Below are 19,288 nucleotides of genomic sequence, written 5' to 3' on the forward strand. Positions count from 1 at the left end.
CCACTTCCCGAGGAATCCATGGCCGACTACAAGAACCCCAGCTACGTGGCACGCTCCATGCACCCGCGCTTCGATGAGCTGACGTCGCCGGGCGAAGCCGTGCCGTACTCGGGCATCTACCGCTGCGACGGCTGCGCGCACGAGATCGTGTCGACGGAAGGCCACGTCATGCCGCCGCAAAACCACCATCAGCACAGCAGCGAGCAAGGTCCGATCCGCTGGCGCCTGATCGTCAGCCCGCGCTGATGGAGCATGACGCGGGGCGATGCTGCGGCGCAGATTGACAGGCGCCGGGCGCCGGCCGATACTTGATTTTTCCGCAGCCGCCACTGGAACCCCAGCATGCGCATCGTCGATTTTGAAGTCCGCAAGGAATGCCCGCCGCAGCTGTGCGACTGCGAGCGCGAGCGGCTGCTGCACGATCCGCAGGCGGACGTTTCCATCCTGCGCCTGAACCTGACGGAAGAAAAGCGCCTGCTCGCGCATATCGAGCAGATCGACAGCTATGCGCAGTTGAAAAAGCTGCAAGAGCGCTTGAAGAGCAACCTGGGCGTGGCATTGCAGATCGCGCCGGGCAGCGGCGAAGTGCGCACCGTGCGCGGCTTCCAGATCCGCCTGCAGGAACGGCCGGGCCTGTGCCGCAAGACACGCGCCGCCATCCCGGCCGCCGTGCGACGCTGCCTGGCCGCGCATCCCGAGATCGCGTTTGCGATATTGAATGAAAACGATTTGCTGGGCGGGGCATAAGCCAGGGCTGGGGTCAGACCCTCAACGCCGTTAGCGTCAAGCTCAGTGCCAACGTATCCGGGGGTCTGACCCCGGCTCTACGCTGGGTGCCGTTACGCCGCACGGATGGGAATGACCTTGCCTTTCGCTGCGCGCGCCCTTAACTGCCCGCATCCGCCCTCCACGTCCTGTCCGGCCGAATCGCGCAGCTTGGTCAGCACGTCCCGTTCGTGCAGGGCGGCGGCGATGGCCCGCGCCTTTTCCCAGCTGGGGCGCCGGAACGGCAAGTCGTCGATGGTGTTATACGGGATCATGTTGAGCACCGCATATTTCCCCTTCAGCAGGTCGACGATGCCATCCATCTCGTCCGCCCCATCGTTGACGCCTTCCATCAGAGTCCATTGGTACTGCACCGGGTAGCCGGTCAGGCGCGCATACGACTCGCCGAAGTCCACCAGCTCGCGCGGCGTGAGCCTGGGCGCGCGCGGCAGCAGCTGCTCGCGCAGCTCCCGCTTCGTCGAGTGCAGGGACAGGGCCAGCGCCGGCTTGACCCTGCCCTGCGGCAGGCGCTCGAACGCGCGCGGGTCGCCCACGGTGGAAAACACCAGGTTCTTGTGGCCGATATTGCCCTCGGTGCCCAGCAGGTCGATCGCTTCCATCACATTGTTCAGGTTGTGCGCCGGTTCGCCCATGCCCATGAAGACGACTTTTTTCACGGGACGCAGGGTACGCGCCAGCACCACCTGGGCCACGATCTCGCCGCTGGTCACTTGCCGTATCAAGCCGTCGCGGCCCGTCATGCAGAACTGGCAGCCCACGGCGCAGCCGACCTGGCTGGACACGCACAGGCCGTCGCGCGGCAGCAGCACGCTTTCCACCGCCTGGCCGTCGTGCAGCCCCACCAGCAGGCGCGCGGAACCGTCGGCGCCCGGATGGCTGCTGAGCAGTTTCAGCATGCCCTGCAATTCAGCGTCCAGCGCGGGCAAGGCCTCGCGCACGGGCAGCGGCAGGAAATCCTCGGCGCGGCGCCGGCCCTGGTCGTGCGGCTGCGCCTGTATCCAGTCGCGCAGCACGCGCTGTTCGTGCAGGGGCTTGGCGCCCAGCGCGCGCAGGCGCTGGCGGAGATGGTCGATTTGCATGGCGTCCGGATAAAGAACGGCGCGCCGGCAAAAATGCGAGGCGCGCCGCGGATGGCAATATACAGCTTAGACTTTTTTCACGAACTCGGTTTTCAGGCTCATGGAACCGAAGCCGTCGATCTTGCAGTCGATATCGTGGTCGCTGTCGACCAGGCGGATGTTCTTGACCTTGGTGCCCATCTTGACGACACCGCCGCCGCCCTTCAATTTCAAGTCCTTGATGACGCTGACCGTGTCGCCGTCCTGCAGGATGTTGCCGGCCGCATCGCGGTACACGCGGGCGCCCTCTTCCGCCGCATCGCCAGCCGTGGCCGACCATTCATGCGCGCATTCAGGGCAGATCAACTGGCTGCCGTCTTCGTACGTGAATTCGGATTTGCATTGCGGGCATGGTGGTAATGTGCTCATACTTCTCTCTGTCTGGTGAACAGCGCCTGGCTGTAAAAGCCGACATTATACTGCCTACGCCCCGTATCAGCTTGCTTTTTTCACCATCATTATCAAGGCCGCCGCACAATCTCGATGGTGCTGTGGACGATTTCCTCGTGGATGCCGATGCGCGCGCGCAGCTGGGCCGCTGTCAGCGCGGGGTTGCGGCTGACCACGGACAAGGCGCACGAATACAACTGCTTGCCCACCCGCCAGACGTGCAGGTCGACGATGCGCGGCGTGTCGCCGCCCGTTTCCACTTCCACGGCCTCGCGGATTTCAGCCACCACGGGGTGGTCCATCTCGCGGTCCAGCAAGACCTTGCCCGTCTCCTGCATCAGCTTTTTCGCCCACAGCGCCACCAGCACGGCGCCCGCGATGCCCATCACGGGGTCGAGCCAGCTCCAGCCGTAAGCCCACGCGCCGCCCAGCGCGACGATGGCCAGCACGGACGTGGCGGCATCGGCCAGCACGTGGACGTATGCAGCCTTCATGTTCAGGTCTTCGCCATGGTGATCTGGATGGTCGTGGTGGTCGTGGTGGTCGTGGTGGTGACCGTGGTGGTCGTGTCCATGGTCGTGGTGCCCGCCCAGGATCAGCGCGCACACCAGGTTCACCAGCAGGCCGAAGGCCGCCACCGCCATGGCCTGCGGATAATGGATGGGCTGCGGCGAAAACAGGCGCTCGACGGAAGCGGCCACCATCAGCACGGCCACGCCCAGCAGCAGGATGGCACTCGTGTAGCCGGCCAGCACTTCGATCTTCCACGTGCCGAAGGCGAAACGGGAATCGCGCGCATAGCGGCGTGCCGCCGCATACGCAAAGGCGGCCAGGCCGATGGCCAGCGCGTGCGAACTCATATGCCAGCCATCGGCCAGCAGGGCCATGGAGTTGTACCACCAGCCGGCGACGATTTCCAGCGCCATGGTGGCCAGGGTGATCCACATGACGATGCGCGCGCGGCGTTCCGCCTTGTCGCTGGCGGCGCCAAAGACGTGATCGTGCTGCCAGGCGGACAAGTCTTCCCCGATGTGTTGTTGTGTCATGCTGGTCTCTCCGACGGATTATTTGAGGTAGGTGCGCAGGATGGCGGCGATGTCGTCGGCGCCCTTGCTCCGCTCGTCGCCGGCCAGATCGGGACTGGCCACGTGCTCGCGCAAGTGCTCCTCGATCACTTCGGCCATCAGGCCGTTCACGGCGCCGCGCACGGCGGCGATCAGCTGCAGCACCTCGCCGCAGTCGCGGCCCTCTTCCAGGCCCCGCTCCAGGCCTTCCACCTGCCCGCGGATGCGCTTCACGCGATTGAGCAGCTTGGTCTTGTTGTGTGCCGTGTGTCCCATGCTTTCGTCCTGATAAATACTATAGGGGGGTATACTATCAGGAAAATCCTCCTGCGGCGGCCAGCCGCAAAAAAAAGCCGCGCATCCTCGCGGATGGGCGGCTCGCCAAATTATGGCTATGCGCTAGGGCGCCGGCGCGATCTTCTGCAGCTTGCTGGCCAGCGATGCATCGGACAGTTCGCCCAGGTGGGTATCGACCAGGCGCCCCTGCGCGTCATAGAACAGGGTCGTCGGCAGGGCCGAGGAGCCGGCCGCCTTGCCCAGCGCCGCCTCGCGGTCGAGCACCACATTGCGCAGGGTCGCGCCGCTCCGCGCCAGGAAAGCGCTGGCGGCCGCCGCATCCTCGCGCTGGTTCGCGTAGACGAAGACGATATCGGTGCGCGCCTGCTGCGCGGCGGCCAGCACGGGCATCTCGCGCCGGCATGGCGGGCACCAACTGGCCCATAAATTGACCACCAGCGGCTTGCCGCCGGCCAGCGCCGCCAGGGTCGCTGGCGCGCCGTCGACCGTCTGCAGCGCCACGGTGGGCAAGGCCGCCGGCTTGCCGTACGCCAGATACAGGCCCGCGCTCAGCACACTCCAGGCCAGCGCGCCGGACGCCACGCCGATGGCCAGCGGACGGCGCATGTCCGCCATGGCGGGACGCCGGCAGCGCCACGCGGCGATGGCCAGCGCGGCGGCGATGCCGGCCGGCGCCATAAAACCGCCGTCGCGGATATTCAGGATGGACCAGGGCGCGGCCAGGTACTGCTCGTGCCAGCGCAGCACGAACGCCAGGCGCGCCGCCAGCAGGCCGGCGATCAGCAGGTCGGAAACGAGGGGGCCGGCATCGGGCAGCTGGCGGTAGCGCCGCAGCCAATAGGCGACGCCGTAGGCCACGCACAGGGAAACGAACAGCAGGACCAGGCCCGTAGGCAGGGCCAGGGGGCCGATTTGCAGGGACAGCATGGGCGCTTTCCATCACGTCGAAGGGACGGACATTGTGCCCCAGGCGGATTAAGCCTGCGTTAAGCGGTGCCCGTCTCAGGTGGCCAGCGCTTCCTTGCGCACGAAATGCATGGCTTGCGGCTGGTCCACCAGCACGCACTGCTTGCCCGTGCGCTTGCAGTGGTCGTGCACGCGCCAGTAGGCATCGTGGCTGACGCAGCCCGTCTGGCAAATCACCAGGTCGGCCGCCACCAGGCCCGCTTCCAGCGCGGCCGCATCGTCGGCGCCGGCATCGCCGCCCGCGTGGTGCAGGAAGCGCCCGCCCGCCTGCTCGATGGCTTGCTGCGCCACGTTGGCGCCGTGCGCATTCTGGCCCGCCTCCTCGTTTAAATAGTTGCCCACATACAGCACGGCTTTTTCGCGCACGCCAGCCAGCAAGTCCGCTTGCAGCGCGGAGCGGGGCACGGCCGATGGCGCGGGCACCCATTGCAGGCGCAGCAATTCGCGCATCAGATCCTGTACCCGCTCGCTGAGCCATTCGACCTTGCGCGCCAGCCGCGCCCGCGTCGGCAAGCCCGGCGCGGCCGCGGTCAATTCGGCCAGTTCCTCGCGCGCCAGCACCAGCTTCGTATCGCGGATCACGACCTGCGCCCGCGCGCGCATCAATTCCGACTCCAGCTGCGCGATGCGGGCCGCCTGTGCGGCCAGCTGCGCACTGCAGCGGGCCTGCGCCCGGCCATACTCGCCCATCAGCACGCGATGCTCGCGCGCGATCGGGTCCTCATTGCCATACATACTGCCCATCATGCCCTCCTTCACTACCCTTGGCGCCATGGCGCCAGCCCATCGCTACCCCATAGGCCGGGATTATAAATGAGAATCATTATTATTTGTGTAAGCACGCGTGCGCAGTAGGGGTATGCCAAGGTTGCCTGCATCAGGCGGCGGGCGGGCAGGACAGCATGCGCCGCCAGACGTCGTCCTGCACTTGCCGCACCTGCCGCAAGCCGTCCGGCCCCCGATAGATGTCCAGGGTGTTCGGCCACGCCATATCGATGAACAGCAGCCGCGCCGGATCGATCAGCAGGGATTGGCCGACATAGTTCCCCTTGATCTCGCCCTTGTTTACGGTCAGCAGGCGCGCGCCGCCGGCCAGCGCCCGCTCTTCCAGCGCCACGCCGCTGCGCTCGGCCACATCGCGCAGCCAGCGTTCGCGCCAGCGCGCCTGCTCGCCGAACTGCCCCGTTGGCGGCCGGTCCAGCTTGACGACGGCCGCCACGGGCCCGCCTCTCCCCGCCTGCAGCGAAAAACCCATGCGTTCCTGCAGTTCGACCGTGTATGCCTCGCCCTTGACGTCGATCCGGTAGCGCCCCGCCCCGTCCTGCATCAGCAGGTCCGCCTGGTGGTAGCCAGGCTGGACGCACTGGGCGTACTGATAGGCCAGCACATCGAGGAACGGTGGTTCGGCAGGCGCCGCCGCCATGGCGGACGCCAGGCTGGCACACAGGGCGGCCGCGGCCGCGCATTTCATCGTATTCATTCTTGCTCCGGTTCGCGTGGGATGGCGATGGCGGCCGAAAAACAGGCCCGGCACGCCTTCATGTTGCTTTTATATCAAATCTTGCACTATTTTTTTCTGATGGTGGATTTGGCAAGACGGGCACTGTACCCGATAGGGGAAAAATGCCCCGCACGGCCAGTGCAGAACGGCCGCTGGCGCACGATTCAATTGAATCGCGCTTGTTAAATCACTATTTCTAAGGTGTAATCTTATAAGCAAATCATTGAATTAATTGCAAGTACGCTCATTTCGCCACACGGAGTACCCCTCAATGTCCGACCTGGTTCATGCAAGCGCGTCGTCGCCATCCCGTGCCTCCCCCGGCGCGGCACCCGCCGCCAGCGGCTACAGCCAGGCCACGCGCCTGCTGAAGCTGAGCACGCCGCTGGGCCCGGACAAGCTGCTGGCCGAATCCGTGCGCGGCGAGGAAGGCTTGAGCCAGGGATGCGTGTTCCACATCGCCGCCCTTTCGCTCGACGCGGCCATTCCGCTCAAGTCGCTGATCGGCCAGCCCGTCCTGCTGGAATTGCTCATGGCCGACGGCGGCTGGCGCCCGTTCCACGGCCACATCACCGCCGTCGAACGGGCCGGCGCGAACGGCGGCTTTGCCCGCTACAAGCTGACCCTGCAGCCGTGGAGCGCCTTTCTCGCGCACGGCCGCGACAGCCGCATCTTTCAGGACATGGCGGTGCCCGACATCCTCGAAGTGCTGTTCCAGCGCTACCAGGGCCAGGGCATGCTGGTGCCGGCCTGGCGCTTCGAGCTGCTCGACCGCGCGCGCTATCCGAAGCGCAGCATCTGCACCCAGTACCAGGAAAGCGACTGGGCGTTTGCGGAGCGGCTGATGAGCGAGGAAGGCATGTTTTACCATGTCGAGCACGCCGGCGACGCGGGCAGCGCCAGCCTGGGCAGCCATACCCTCGTGATTGCCGACCACAACGGCAGCTTCAAGCCGAATGCCCAGGCCAGCATCGCCTTTACCCAGCCGGGCGCCGTCATGCCGCAGGACAGCATCGACCGCTGGCGCATGCACCTGCGCCAGCAAACCAACGGCATCGAGCTGTCCAGCTGGGATTACCGCACGCGCGGCGAGCGCGCCGTCAGCGTGGGCAGCGCCGCCGGCGACGGCATGCCGCTGGTCAGCCGCGACGCGCCCGGCGCCTATGCCTATGCCTCGCGCGAACAGGGCCAGCGCATCGCCGAGCAGCAGCTGCAGGCGTTCACGGCCAGCAAGGAAGTCTTCGTCGGCGCGGGCACCGTGCGCACCCTGGCGCCGGGCACCACGTTCACGCTCACGGGCCAGGCGCAAACCGATGCGGCCGCCAATGACGACGAGCGCAGCTTCCTCGTGGTGCGCACCGTGCACCTGATGCACAACAACCTGGACGCGGAACTGGGAAGCGGACTGCTGCAGCGCTTTGGCCAGGGCTTGCTGGACATGCTGACCGGCGAAGAGCAGACGGACAGCCTGCATGCGGCCGGCAAGTCGATCGCCGAGCGCGCGCCCTACCGCAACCGCATCGACGCCATCCGCAGCAAGATACCGTACCGCAGCAGCCGCGCCGACAGCCACGGCCACTTGCTGCATCCGCGTCCCACCGTCTTCGGCCAGCAGACGGCCATCGTCGTGGGCCCGGCCGGCGCGCAACTGCACACGGACCGCGACCACCGCATCAAGGTGCAATTCCACTGGCAGCGGGGCGCGCAAAGCCACAGCCGGCTGGCCCATCCGGCCGCCGACGGCCACACGGGCGCGCCCGGCGACGACAGCGCGGGCACCTGGGTGCGCGTGGCAACGCCGCTGGCGCCCGTCGCCGGGGCCAACTGGGGCAGCAATGCCCTGCCCCGCGTGGGCCAGGAAGTGCTGGTCGACTTCCTTGAGGGCAATATCGACCGCCCCGTCGTGATCGGCACCCTGTACAACGGCCGCGGCCAGGCCGATGCGCAAAACAACCAGGTCAACCGCGGCGCGGGCGCGGCGACGGGCAATGCGCCCGCCTGGTTTCCCGGCCAGGCGGGCGCCCACGCCCATCCTGCCGCGCTGTCGGGCATCAAGACCCAGGCCATGCAGGCAAGCCAGAGCGGCGCCGGGGCCTACAGCCAGCTGGTGTTCGACGACAGTCCGGGCCAGGCCCGCGTCGCCCTGCAGCGCCATGCGGGCGCGCACCAGGGCACGGCCGAGCTGAACCTGGGTCATCTGCGCCACCAGAGCGACAATCAGCGGCTCGCGCCGGCCGGATTCGGCGCCGAGCTGAAAACGGAACACAGCGCCGCCCTGCGCGCGGGCGCGGGCCTGCTGCTGTCGACGCATGGCCGCGATGGCGGCGCGGGCAGCCAGATGGATGCAAAGGAAGCGCTGGAACAAATCCGGCAAAGCCTGCAATTACAAACGTCGCTGGCCGAAACGGCGCACAAGCATCAGGCGCTCAAGCTGGCCATTCCCGAGGGGGTGGGGCAGCCGGCAGCGGCAACGCAGCCGGCTGCCGCGCCCGAGGCGGCCACCTTGCCCGCCATCGCGCAGATGGAACACAGCGCCACCGTCCTGGGCGCCACGGCCGACGGCCAGGCCGCGCATGCGGGACAGGGCCAGCAGCCATCGGGCGGCCAGGGCCAGGTCAGCGCCTACGCGGAACCGCATCTGCAATTGTCCAGCCCGTCCGGCATCGCCGCCACGACGCCCGCCAATGCCGTGCTCACGGCGGGCGGCAGCGCCAGCGTGACGGCCGGCGCCGACATCAACTTTGCTGCGCAGGGCAACAGCATGTATGCGCTGGGGAAAGGCATCAGCTTGTTTACCTACGGCAAGGCCAGCAACAAGGACAAGCCGAACCAGGAAACGGGCATCCGCCTGCATGCGGCCAGCGGCAAGGTCAGCAGCCAGAGCCAGTCCGATGAAACGCGGCTCACGGCGGACAAGGCCGTCACCGTCACCAGCACGGCCAAGAGCGTGGGCGTGGCGGCCAAACAGCACGTGCTGATGACGGTCCAGGGCGCCTACATCCGCCTCGAAGGCGGCAACATCATGCTGCACTGCCCCGGCAAGGTCGATTTCAAGGCCAGCATGAAGGAATTGACGGGGCCGGCGAGCAGCCAGCCCACCTTGCCGGCGATGCCGAATGCGGCCGACCTGGGCCGGGCAGTCGAACTGAACCTGCATTATGGCGATCTCGAGCCCGTCATTAACTCCCCCTACAAAATCACGTTCGCCAATGGCACGTCACTCAGTGGATTGCTCAACGACAAGGGCCATGCCCGCCTCGAAAACATTCCTCCCGGCGCGTATCACATTGAATATGGCGAGGACCAGCGCGACTGGGTGGCGCCCCCATTGGTTGCGGAGCCCCGTCTGCAGCAAGCGAGGCAGCAGCTGAAACAGGCATCCGCATTGCTGGACGCGGCCAGGAAAGCCAGTAAACCGGATCCCCAACCATGAGCCAGAACTTTGTCGATGAGATTGTAGAGTTTTTCAAGGACCTGATCCTGGGCGACTTCGAGGATGACCAGGGCAAGGCCGCCATGATCGTCGGCGGCGCCATTTCCCTGATCCCCGTGGTGGACCAGGTGATGGACGTGCGCGATGTCTCGGGCATGATCTACCGGGTCGGCAGGAAAGGCGTGTCACGGGCGACCCGCGACGACTGGGTCGATATGGCGCTGGCAGCGTTCGGCTGCATTCCGGAAGTTGGCAGCCTGTTCAAGACCATCATCAAACCCTTGCGCAAGTACCGCAAGGAAGCCGGCGCGGCGGTCGCGGGCGGCAATGTCATGATCGAAGCCATGCTGGGCAAGAGCAAGGGCGCCGCGATCAAATTCCTGAAAACCTTCCAGTGGGCGCAGAACACCCAGCTGGCGATCAGCACGGCCATGAGCGCGCTCGATAACTGCGTGGAATTGCTCGGCTACCTATCGACCAGCCATTGGTGGCTGCCGTCGGACTTGCAGCATTTGGCACGCGACATGAAGCCGCAAGTCGAAGCGGTGCGCGGCCCCCTCAAGGCCGGCATTGCGCAAGGCGCCAAGGCGCTGCAGGACTTGATCGAGGACATGCTGGGCGAAGACGCGTTATGGGCGGCAAAAAAAATCGCCGTCGCCGCCGGCACCGGCGCCAATACGGCGGCCAGGCACAATCACAAGCCCGGCAACACACATCCGCACAGCGCCAACGCCCAGTTCAAATCGCCCACGATCAGCACCGATAAAAAAACCAAAGGCGTGGATGCCAAAGCAAAAACCAAAGAACGGGACTCGCCGGGCAAGGGCAAGGAGCACAAACCCGTGGACGACTCGCACCGCCAGAGCAGCGACGGCGGCACCGCGCCGGTGAAGAATACGTCGCGGCCGATTCGCGAATTGCTGTCTGAAATCAAATTTGGGCCACGGGGACTGGTCGGTGAGCATATGGCCGACTATTACCATATGGATCATGTGCTCAAGAAAACAGGTGACTGGCCGCACGGCAACATCCAAGGTAAATGGCGCAGCAAGTATCCACGCATCGTCGGACCGGACAGCAAACACAAGCGCCCCACCGAACTGGTACCGGAAGACCTGGCCAAGGTGACACTGTCAGGCGTGGATACGATCTGGCAGACCGACACGACTACCTATCACTTCATCGAAGCCAAATTCACCGAGAGCGTGTACAGCCTGCACGGACGGATGAAAAAGAATATGGCAAATGGGAAAATCCCGCGTGCGCCGGCATCGTTAAATGACCGGCAGTTAACTTTATGGGCGTTGCTTGGGGAGCCTAAAAAGGGAACACAGATGGGAAAAAAATGGATTACCAAAAGCACGAATAATCCTGCAATGGTCACGTCCAGCAATTTCAAAAACCGCTGGGTATATCTGATGCTTGGAACTGCAGCCCTGACCAATCCATTTGTTACGGCAGCACATCCCACAGGAAAACTTAAATTAACGGCTGCACCGGGAATTTTCGAACACATGGAAGCCATATGGGAATTGATGAAATCAAACGATCATTACAATATAAAAATACATGACAAACACAAAAAAACGCATGGAATAACTGATGAATTTGACCATCTGGAAATTGATCGAGTAGCAGATTTGCGCGAAGTAGCGACAAAGTTATCTTCCGAAAAACCTGCGGGACAGGAAAAGCCCAAAGGCAAACAGGAAAAACCGAAGTCACCCAAACGAAAGCCTGGGAAATAAATGCATAACATTCCATTCCATGATCGCCGCCGTCAGCAATTCATTTACCAGGAACTGTATGAAAAAACACTGGAAAATTCGCTTGCCCTGATACAAGTCCAACAGAAAAATAAGGAATCGGCTGAATCCGCGGCAGATCTCAGCCTGGCTTACAATTTTTTGTATCTTGAGAATTTTTGGATTTGGCTACTGGATTACACTGCGGGCATGCCCATAGAGGATCTCGCACCACGCCTGGCTGGCATCGTGGACAAGTTTGCGGAGTGGAATGAAGTCGATCAAATCCATCAGAAGGAAATATTATCGGAATATCCTGAATATGGCCCGTATAAATATCGGGCAGCACCAAATTTCGGCGACCTTGCCGATTATGAAGATACTCTGCAATTACTAAGTATCGCCATATTATTGCGCGACCAGCGTTCGGTCAGTCGCATCATACGCATACTAAGCAGCCACCGTGGACAGGATGGTTTGTTCGAGGAGCTGATTAGCGCCTATGTGGAGGATGCGATCATGATCGATACTTGCGTACTTGGCAAGCCGTACGATATCTTGCTGCAGACAGTTTATGAAGATGATGAAAATTCGGCACGAAATTTACTGAAGAAGTATTTGAAACAATGGTACCCTGCAATGAAGGACCATCCTCGCTGGTACAACGGCCACCTCAGAATCAGCGATGAAGGCTACGCGCCATATTATGGTTATTGGGCATTTGAAGCAGCTGCAATGGCTTTTGTTTTCGACTTCGATGACAGCGACATAGACCATTTGGTCTATCCAAGAGACCTTGTTGACTATGCGCGCAAGTTACGTAAAGAAAATCGATATACGAGTATCGATGTGGAAGATGTGACAGGTATCCACCGTGTCGAAGGCGGCCAACCCTGCCCCCAAACCGGCTTCTGGGAAACCCCAGCAAAGCTACACAGCCGTAGCCATTTTGAGCAAGGCCAGGTCATGCCTGTCTTTGACGATGCGGCATACGGTGAAACCATCTGGCACTGGAGTGAAGAACAATAGCCAAATTCCATCTCGCACAGCCAGCGATTGGCCCAGCGCCGAGCTGCGTCGGCGCACGAGCCTTTGGAATTGCGCGCCAGCCGCCGCGAACCCTACCGTGACAGTCACGAGCGCGACACCTCTTTTTCAGGCTATGGGTCATGGGAGGCGGCGGCTATTGGCTGCCTGCCAGATATCCACGACAGCAGGTATCGCGATGCCCAATTCTATCCGGCAGACCTGACGGCCTTCTTCAGGCAGGCGCCCCTTGTCCAGGACCACGAAAGCATGCCAGCCTGTTCCGCCTGCGGCTAAGCTAGCGCCGTGTCGCCACCCGTCGACGCCTCTTTCGGCGGTACCCGCATCGCCTCTTTTACGCCGCCCAATTCCGGTTTTGACCCCTCATATCGCCAGTAAAGAAACTTCTTGCCTCGCTTCCCCATGAAATACTGGCGGTTTCGAGACCAGCGGCTGGCTTCGACAAAGCCGATACCGGAGTCACTCATCTGGTTCTTGAAACCCGCAACGGAATCATGCACATAACGATCGAAGAATTTGTCGAATAAAGTCCGCTCCGCCGCCGGCATCGACTTTCGGAGCTTGCCTTTCCAGGCATCGTAGATCGCATCTTCCAGCGGTTCCGTCGCACTACGGAAAAAGCCTGTCTTCTTTTCTGCGATATTCTGCACGTCGCGCTCCCATTCGCTGTCCGTCGTGGTCATGTACTTGTCCGGCGTGGCATACATGACGGATTGTCCCTTGGCGATGATGGCTTCGCGTTCCTTGCGCGCCGCGCGCTGGCGTTCCGTGCGCCCCCAGCGCCAGTGATAGTAATTGTTCATGTGGCTGATGACCTGCTTCTCGAGCTGCTTGTCTGTGCCGACGTGCTTCATGTAGGTGTCGAAGCAGGCCTGCAATTCGCTGCTGATGTTAAACAGCGAGCCGTAATCGCGCAGCACTTCTTCCGGCGACTTGAACGGCACCCCGGCAGCAAATGCCGACAGATACATATTGCATAGCGGAATGCGCGACAGCTCGTTTGAACGCCCTTCCTGATTCATGTCGTCATAACCGCCGCCCACGTCGGAGTGCGCCCCCGGATAGAGGGTTTCCCGGCAGTTCGAGTCAGTGGTTTGATCAATGCGGACCGAATCCGATGGAAATTTCTCCCGCACTTCATGCGCAGCCACATAATGCTCGCAAAAGCGCACATACGGCGGTATGCGCAGATCGGATGCCCATTCCGCATGGCCGCCCTCGTCCGCCATATACATCACGCCCCCCCAGACAGGTCCCAGGTAATATTTGAGATTCGATTCGAGGCGGCTGCCGCCAAAGCCCACCGATGCCACCGTATCGAAAATGCCGAGGAAGTAAATCACCAGGCGGGGCTGGATAAAGCCGCCACTTCTGGTCCAGATCAGCCCATCGCCTTGCTGGTAGCACTGCGCAGCCAGTTGGCGCACGAAGCCCCGCGCCTGAGCCGCACCCCGGCTGAAGCCAAAAACCGCAACATTGATCTGATTCACATGCGGCATGTGTTTATCCACCCGCATCTTCAGCTCCTTCAGCATCCAGCTGATCCGGGCCTGCCCCTTTGCGGCGGACGCCATGCCGAGCGCCTTGTCGATGCCATCGCCGCTGTCTTGAATCTCCGGAAACGGCGTGCCGACCCCTGGCGCATAGATCGCGTAGGTCTGGCTTTTATCGTCTTCGGCCTTATGGGCAAATTTTCCCAGTTTCGCGATATTGCTGTACTTTTCACTCGACGCAGCCAGGGAACCATTGCCATCTTTTTTGAAATTATTGCCAGTCCCGTCAAAAAAACAGCTGATCCAGACGGGCTTTCGGCAATCGGACGCCTTCGCACTGTTTTCCAGTCCCTTGCGATAAATTCCTCGGGCAATCCGTTCGCTTTTCGTGACGTCGCTAAGCCGGCGTATCGTTGGTTTGCTCATGGTCTATTCCCTGTGAGGTGTGCGGGGTATGCCAAAAAACGGATTTTCAATTTCCTGCTTGCAGAACTGGCCCTGGGGAAGGCGCGTGGCATGCAGTTTCACCTGCTCGGCATTAAGCGGCGATTGCGTCTTGAATGTGCCCAGATGTGCCTGGACTGTGCCATCGGCCAGGAAGTGAAACAGCACGATGCTCGGGCGCTCTGGCCCTTTGGCGGGCAGGATGTCGACGGTTGCCTGGCACCAGCGGCTTCCAGGAGAACTCTGCCTGGAAGTGCGTTCGTCATAGTCAGCGCTCGATTTTCCATCGTGGTAGCTGGTATCGAACACCACGCTCCAGACCACCCGCACTCTGAGCGGCTTGTCCTCGGGACCGTCCCAGATAAAACAGCAATTGCCGCTACTGAAACTGACTTTTTCGCCATTGTCCATGTCCGCTTCGCTCGCGTCGCGGAAAAAAATGGAACCGCCGCTGGGCGCTTCATCGATATTGAAGGGAAGTGACATCCCCTTGAAGGCGATGGAATAAATATCGTAGGGCGTGTAGTTGTATGAGGTGGTGGTGAAGGTTTTCTCGCTTAATGCCTGCTGCAGCCGCTCTTCCTTTTCCCGGGAATTGCAGCCAACCAGAATAAATATGAGCACGACGATAGAGGTCAATTTTTTCATGTCTGGATCGCCTTCATGCGCGGGTCGCGGAATTGTCTTCGAGTGCAGCCCATTGCCCGGGACTCCAGGCCAGGATACGGTCGCTGAATGACTGCGCCGTTCCTGCGGCCTGCAGGGCGATGGCGGCGGGCGGGGCCAGATGAAAATCGGCGCCGAACATGAGCGCCAGCATGCAATAGCTTTTCAAGTCCGTGGCCGAACTCAATCCATGGGCTTGCGCCCGGCCCAGTTGCTGGAAAAAAAAGTCGTAGCGCTGATCCAGCGGCAAGACATCGAGCGCCTGCGCCTCATCGTTCTCGATTTGCTTCATCACCATGTACGGCAATGTTCTATTCATCAGTTCGACATATTGATGTTCTGTCAAGGACATCGGTTCGCTTCCCATGGGTGCGGGCGCCGCACTCCGATCACCGAGTACGGTTTGCGGCCGCCCACGTGCGTCCAGATACAGCCATCCTGTAATGTCTGCGAGCGCCGCCTTGCGCTGCGCCGGTTCCAGCACGTCCAGCCAGTGCGGCAGGACAAGGGGATCGTAGTAACGCATGATCCACTCGGTACCGTCATCGTGCACCACGTCGGTCAGCCAGGTCAGCCGTTCCAGCAATGGCGGCAGGGGCTGGTCCGCAACAATCAGCGACATGAAATGGGCGCTGCCGGCCGTGCACAGCAATTTGGCGAGCAAGGGACATTGCCCGCCTCGTATATGCCGCAGCAATATCGGACCAGCGTACATGGCGTCCGGCCTGGCCGATTCGCCCAGCAGAAAATACAGCTCGACGCTGTGATCGCTGGGCAAGCTGATACGGGCCAAGCCATCGAACTTGGCACCGTCAATCAGGCTGCAGAGGGCCATGTCCTTGTCAAAAGTGGGGTTATGGAGCAGCGCCAGCAACTGCAAGCCGCACGCGTTGTCGGTCATGGCTACTCGCCCTTCGCGGCAAAGGGCGAGCCGCTCCTGGCCGCATTTAACAGACATTCCAGGCATATACTGCGCGGCATGACCGGCAGTGGATAGCTTTCGCGCTGCGGCCCGCTAAAACTCTTCTTGCCGGCATGCACCGTGATCTTGCCCGGGCACTGGATGATGATATTGCCGCCCTCGAGCGTGATATTCGCCCCGCCCGCCGTCGACAGGCGGATGCTTTTTGCCGCCGCCCAGTCGATGTGCGCCGTGGCGCTGACCACATGGACGTCGTCGCGCGCCTGCACCTTGAGCACGTCCGCCTGCGCCTGCAGGTCGATGGCTTGTTTGGCGGCGATCAGCTGCAGGCCGATATTGTCCTCGCCCGCCTTGACCACGCCGCCCAGGGTGCCGATGGCCTGGCCCGCGTGCACGCGCAGCTGGCCGCCACCGACAAATTGCGTATCGAGTCCGCTCATCAGCGACACGGTTTCGCCGTTCGCCAGCTGGATGTCCTTGCCGGCCAGCACGCCCAGCCCCGCGCGGGCGGCGATGGCGATGATGGCGTCGCTGCTGTGCGGCAGCTTGTCGTCGCCGGGACTGGTGGGCTTGGCGGCCGCGTCGCGCCTGGCGGCGGCCGTATCGTCCTGGCTCAGCATGCCCGAGGCTGTCGTCAGGAACGCGGCCAAGGGCGCCGCCTTCTCGTCGAGCACGCTGGCATCGGCCCTGGCCGCGCCGAGATGGCCCGCATAGGCCACGGTCTCGTGCGTGACGGCGGCGGCGCTGAAGGTTGCACCCAGCTTGGCCGCCTGCTTGAGCAAGACCATGCCGGGCGCATTGTCGCCGGCCGGGTCGCGCGCCTGCGCGTCGTGGTTGACGAGATAACTGGAGATCAGGAGTCCGGCACCGGCCCGCACGGCGCCGTAATCGTCGGTGCGCAGCTCGGCGCCCGTGCCGCGCAGGCTGCCCCGGTAATTGTCGGCCGCATGCACCAGGTGGCCCAGATTGAGTTCGCTTGCGCCATGGCTGCTCTTGAGCTGGATGCGGCCCTGCTGGTCCGTGTCGTCGAACAGCAGCTGGTTGTAGCCGGCACCGGCGCCGGCGCCGCCGAATTCCTTGCTGCGGATGCCCCATTGCGCCGCGCCGTTGCGGTGGCTGGCGGCGCCGCCCGCCGCGCCATGCCACAAGGGACTGTTGCCGCCCGCCACATTGCCCTGCGCCGACGGGACGTGGTCGCGCGCGGGGTCGAATACGCCCGCATCGGACGGCTGATCGGCCACGCCGCCCGGGGTCGGTGCGACACCGCCCTCGCCCTGTCCGTTGTACAGGGCGCCGACGATGATGGGGCGGTCGATATCGTTTTCCAGGAATTGCACCAGCACTTCCTGGCCGATGCGCGGCAGAAACTGGCTGCCCATGCCGCCGCCGGCCGAACGCTGCGCCACGCGCACCCAGCAGGTGGCATTGCCGTCCTGCTGCCAGTGAAAGCGGATGCGCACCCGGCCCAGCCTGTCGCAATGGATCTCGCTGCCGCCGCTGGCGCGCGCGCCGCCATCGGGCCCCACCACGATGGCGCTCTGGCTGCCGAAGGCCGTGGGTTTCGGGTGATGGCGCAGGTCGCCGCCGTCTTGCGCCGGGCGCCACGGCGTATCGGCCGCGATCGCTTCAATATGGTTGGCATAGCCGCTCTCGGCCGCCTGCGCGATCACTTGCTGGAAATGCGCGATATCGCCCGGCGCCAGCGCCTGGTCCATCAAGCCTTCCTGCAGCAATTCGGGAATGGGGCCGAACAGTTCGGCCAGCCCCTGCCGGGCCGGCGCCGGCAGGTTGTTGACGCCCACGCTGCACACGCGCAATACGACCAGGGTGGGCGCCTCGTCGCCCTCTTGTTGCAACGGCCCCTGCGTCAAGGTAAAACGGGTGCCGGCGCGCAAGGTGCGCACGGTGGAGCGCGCCTCCCAGCGTGCGCTGCGCGCTTCGATCGCCTGCATCTGCAGCAAGGCATAGCGGGCCGCCTGGGCCGCATCGGCATAAAAATACTGGCCCGGCGCATCATAGCTTTCCAGCGCCATGGCATTCTTGCCGCCGGGCGCCAGGCGCGTGGGCACGCTGGCGCTGACGGCTTTCTTGGCCTTGTAATCGTAGCTGAGGACGGTCGCTATCGAGGTGCTCAGCGCCCGCCCACGGCGCAGCGCCTGGATCGCATCGGCCTGCTCCATGGCCCGCGCGCCGTGGAAGCGCAAGCCGCCGCCGGCCGCACTGCTGGCGTCTTCCGGCACGGCGCTCAGCGTGCTGCTGTCGGCAAACAGCACCAGGCAGTGGCCGCCCTCCTGTTCTTCGAAACGCCAGGCCAGCCCCTCTTCGGCCAGCAGGCGGCTGACGAAGGCCAGGTCCGATTCGCGGTACTGGCAGCAATAGCTGCGGGGCGAAGCCTGCTGCATGAACGGGCCCGTGTCGTCGCTCCAGCGCCAGACGGCCTGCGGCGCGTAGGCGGCGAAGACGCTTTCCACAATCTCGGTCACGCTCTTGTCTTGCCACACGCGGCTGTTGCGCGCCTGGCTCAGCAGCCACAGCCACGGCGTCAGGCGCAGCCGGAAACGGGCCAGGCCCCCTTCGCTGCCCAGCATGGCTGCTGCGCTGACATAGCCGCTGAACGCGGCGCGGCTGCCGTCGGCCAGGCTGGCCTGCAAGGTGGCCGGCTGGCCCAGCAGCGGCGCCAGCGCCAGGTTGGCATCTGTGGACAGCACGATGATGTCGCGCGCGCCCACGCCTTGCACCTGCTCGTCGGAAGCAAACGCTTCCACCAGCAATCCGGCCGCCGTGTCGCCGCCATCGCCGCCCAGGACCAGTTCATACAGCCGCGTCACGCTGCTGAAACCGGCCAGCGACGCGCCGACCTGCGTGGCCTGGTCGGTGCGCGCAGCGCTCATGCGCCGGCCTTTGCGGCGGACCTGGCCGCCTTGCATTGGGGATTGCCGGCGCCGCGGCCCTTGCACACGCGTTCGCGGCACGCGTCGGCCGCCGCGCGCTTCAAGCTCGCGCATTGCTGCAGCTGGGATCGCAGGCTGGCGGGCGGGGCGGGAACGGCTTGCGCGTGCGCCACGAGTGCCGCCAGCAAGGCGACATCGCTTTCTTCCTCGCGGCTGGTGGACGCTGCCGCCTCGGCCTTGGCGGCCGGTTTTTTGGCCGGCGGGTGGGCTGCCTTGGGCACGCTTTTGGCTGGCGTTTTGGCGGGCGTCTTGGCTGGCCGCGCGGCAGGCGCCGACGGCGTTTCCAGGGCCTTGCTCAGCATATCGGCGGGAGGCGTGGCGGCAGGGGGACGGGCTGGCGCGGCAGTCAGCATGTCATTCAGGCTCTGCCGCGGCGCCGGGTCGATGGCGGCCGGCGCCTCATCGTGAATGCGGGCCGCTGCGGGCGGCGCGGGCGGGACAGTGGCGGCGGCCGGCAAGGCGGCC

17 protein-coding genes and 1 pseudogene are annotated in these 19,288 nt (G+C 63.6%); 6 read left to right on the top strand and 12 right to left on the bottom strand.

Features of this window, described 5'->3' with window-relative positions:
• The first annotated feature begins 18 nt into the window (after positions 1 to 18).
• Both GCN74_RS07630 and GCN74_RS07635 read left to right on the top strand, forming a co-directional pair.
• On the top strand, positions 19 to 246 hold the full coding sequence (locus tag GCN74_RS07630) for a hypothetical protein (protein WP_077402374.1): 228 nt from the start codon (positions 19 to 21) through the stop codon (positions 244 to 246).
• Between the two features lie 96 nt (positions 247 to 342).
• The gene (locus GCN74_RS07635; RefSeq protein WP_152256100.1) at positions 343 to 747 is read left to right on the top strand and encodes a hypothetical protein; all 405 of its coding nucleotides are present in this window, start codon (positions 343 to 345) and stop codon (positions 745 to 747) included.
• 92 nt (positions 748 to 839) lie between these two features.
• On the opposite strand, the gene GCN74_RS07640 is transcribed toward GCN74_RS07635, so the two are convergent.
• The 7 genes from GCN74_RS07640 to GCN74_RS07670 form a co-directional block, all read right to left on the bottom strand.
• Positions 840 to 1,865, bottom strand: coding sequence for an RNA methyltransferase (locus GCN74_RS07640; protein ID WP_152256101.1), 1,026 nt, complete (start codon positions 1,863 to 1,865; stop codon positions 840 to 842).
• Positions 1,866 to 1,931: 66 nt separating this feature from the next.
• Complete coding sequence (locus tag GCN74_RS07645; protein ID WP_152256102.1) at positions 1,932 to 2,273, bottom strand: zinc ribbon domain-containing protein YjdM; 342 nt, start codon at positions 2,271 to 2,273, stop codon at positions 1,932 to 1,934.
• Positions 2,274 to 2,365: 92 nt separating this feature from the next.
• The gene (dmeF, locus tag GCN74_RS07650; RefSeq protein WP_152256103.1) at positions 2,366 to 3,340 is read right to left on the bottom strand and encodes a CDF family Co(II)/Ni(II) efflux transporter DmeF; all 975 of its coding nucleotides are present in this window, start codon (positions 3,338 to 3,340) and stop codon (positions 2,366 to 2,368) included.
• Positions 3,341 to 3,358: 18 nt separating this feature from the next.
• Positions 3,359 to 3,634 carry a metal/formaldehyde-sensitive transcriptional repressor gene (locus GCN74_RS07655; protein WP_152256104.1) on the bottom strand — a complete coding sequence of 92 codons (276 nt, stop codon included), beginning with the start codon at positions 3,632 to 3,634 and terminating at the stop codon, positions 3,359 to 3,361.
• Between the two features lie 123 nt (positions 3,635 to 3,757).
• A complete protein-coding gene (locus GCN74_RS07660) occupies positions 3,758 to 4,582 on the bottom strand; it encodes a TlpA disulfide reductase family protein (RefSeq protein ID WP_152256105.1) in 825 nt (274 codons plus the stop codon).
• 75 nt (positions 4,583 to 4,657) lie between these two features.
• Positions 4,658 to 5,368 carry a DUF2325 domain-containing protein gene (locus GCN74_RS07665; protein WP_226938928.1) on the bottom strand — a complete coding sequence of 237 codons (711 nt, stop codon included), beginning with the start codon at positions 5,366 to 5,368 and terminating at the stop codon, positions 4,658 to 4,660.
• A gap of 130 nt (positions 5,369 to 5,498) precedes the next feature.
• Positions 5,499 to 6,101, bottom strand: a complete 603-nt coding sequence (locus tag GCN74_RS07670) for a hypothetical protein (RefSeq protein ID WP_152256106.1) — start codon at positions 6,099 to 6,101, stop codon at positions 5,499 to 5,501.
• Positions 6,102 to 6,393: 292 nt separating this feature from the next.
• Between GCN74_RS07670 and GCN74_RS07675 the strand changes: the two genes are divergently transcribed.
• The 4 genes from GCN74_RS07675 to GCN74_RS29710 all read left to right on the top strand — a co-directional run bounded on the left by GCN74_RS07675 (position 6,394) and on the right by GCN74_RS29710 (position 12,623).
• Positions 6,394 to 9,555, top strand: a complete 3,162-nt coding sequence (locus GCN74_RS07675) for a type VI secretion system Vgr family protein (protein WP_152256107.1) — start codon at positions 6,394 to 6,396, stop codon at positions 9,553 to 9,555.
• Positions 9,552 to 11,303, top strand: a complete 1,752-nt coding sequence (locus GCN74_RS07680; protein WP_152256108.1) for a hypothetical protein — start codon at positions 9,552 to 9,554, stop codon at positions 11,301 to 11,303. Before GCN74_RS07675 ends, GCN74_RS07680 begins: the two co-directional genes overlap by 4 nt.
• Positions 11,304 to 12,329 carry a PoNe immunity protein domain-containing protein gene (locus tag GCN74_RS07685; protein WP_152256109.1) on the top strand — a complete coding sequence of 342 codons (1,026 nt, stop codon included), beginning with the start codon at positions 11,304 to 11,306 and terminating at the stop codon, positions 12,327 to 12,329.
• Between the two features lie 69 nt (positions 12,330 to 12,398).
• Positions 12,399 to 12,623, top strand: coding sequence for a PoNe immunity protein domain-containing protein (locus GCN74_RS29710; protein WP_226938931.1), 225 nt, complete (start codon positions 12,399 to 12,401; stop codon positions 12,621 to 12,623).
• Here GCN74_RS29710 and GCN74_RS07695 read toward each other — a convergent pair.
• The 5 genes and pseudogenes from GCN74_RS07695 to GCN74_RS28680 form a co-directional block, all read right to left on the bottom strand.
• Positions 12,620 to 14,266: a T6SS phospholipase effector Tle1-like catalytic domain-containing protein gene (locus GCN74_RS07695; protein WP_152256110.1), complete on the bottom strand. Its 1,647-nt coding sequence runs from the start codon at positions 14,264 to 14,266 to the stop codon at positions 12,620 to 12,622. The genes GCN74_RS29710 and GCN74_RS07695 overlap by 4 nt on opposite strands.
• 3 nt (positions 14,267 to 14,269) lie before the next feature.
• The gene (locus GCN74_RS07700; RefSeq protein WP_152256111.1) at positions 14,270 to 14,932 is read right to left on the bottom strand and encodes a DUF3304 domain-containing protein; all 663 of its coding nucleotides are present in this window, start codon (positions 14,930 to 14,932) and stop codon (positions 14,270 to 14,272) included.
• Between the two features lie 13 nt (positions 14,933 to 14,945).
• Positions 14,946 to 15,830, bottom strand: coding sequence for a DUF4123 domain-containing protein (locus GCN74_RS07705; RefSeq protein WP_193317002.1), 885 nt, complete (start codon positions 15,828 to 15,830; stop codon positions 14,946 to 14,948).
• A 23-nt stretch (positions 15,831 to 15,853) separates the two neighbouring features.
• The gene (locus GCN74_RS07710) at positions 15,854 to 18,763 is read right to left on the bottom strand and encodes a type VI secretion system Vgr family protein (protein ID WP_152256113.1); all 2,910 of its coding nucleotides are present in this window, start codon (positions 18,761 to 18,763) and stop codon (positions 15,854 to 15,856) included.
• Positions 18,760 to 19,288: pseudogene (locus tag GCN74_RS28680) on the bottom strand (hypothetical protein); the annotation flags it as partial. The pseudogene GCN74_RS28680 and the gene GCN74_RS07710, both read right to left, overlap by 4 nt.

The organism is Janthinobacterium sp. FT14W (genome assembly GCF_009208755.1).
GTDB lineage: Bacteria > Pseudomonadota > Gammaproteobacteria > Burkholderiales > Burkholderiaceae_D > Janthinobacterium > Janthinobacterium violaceinigrum.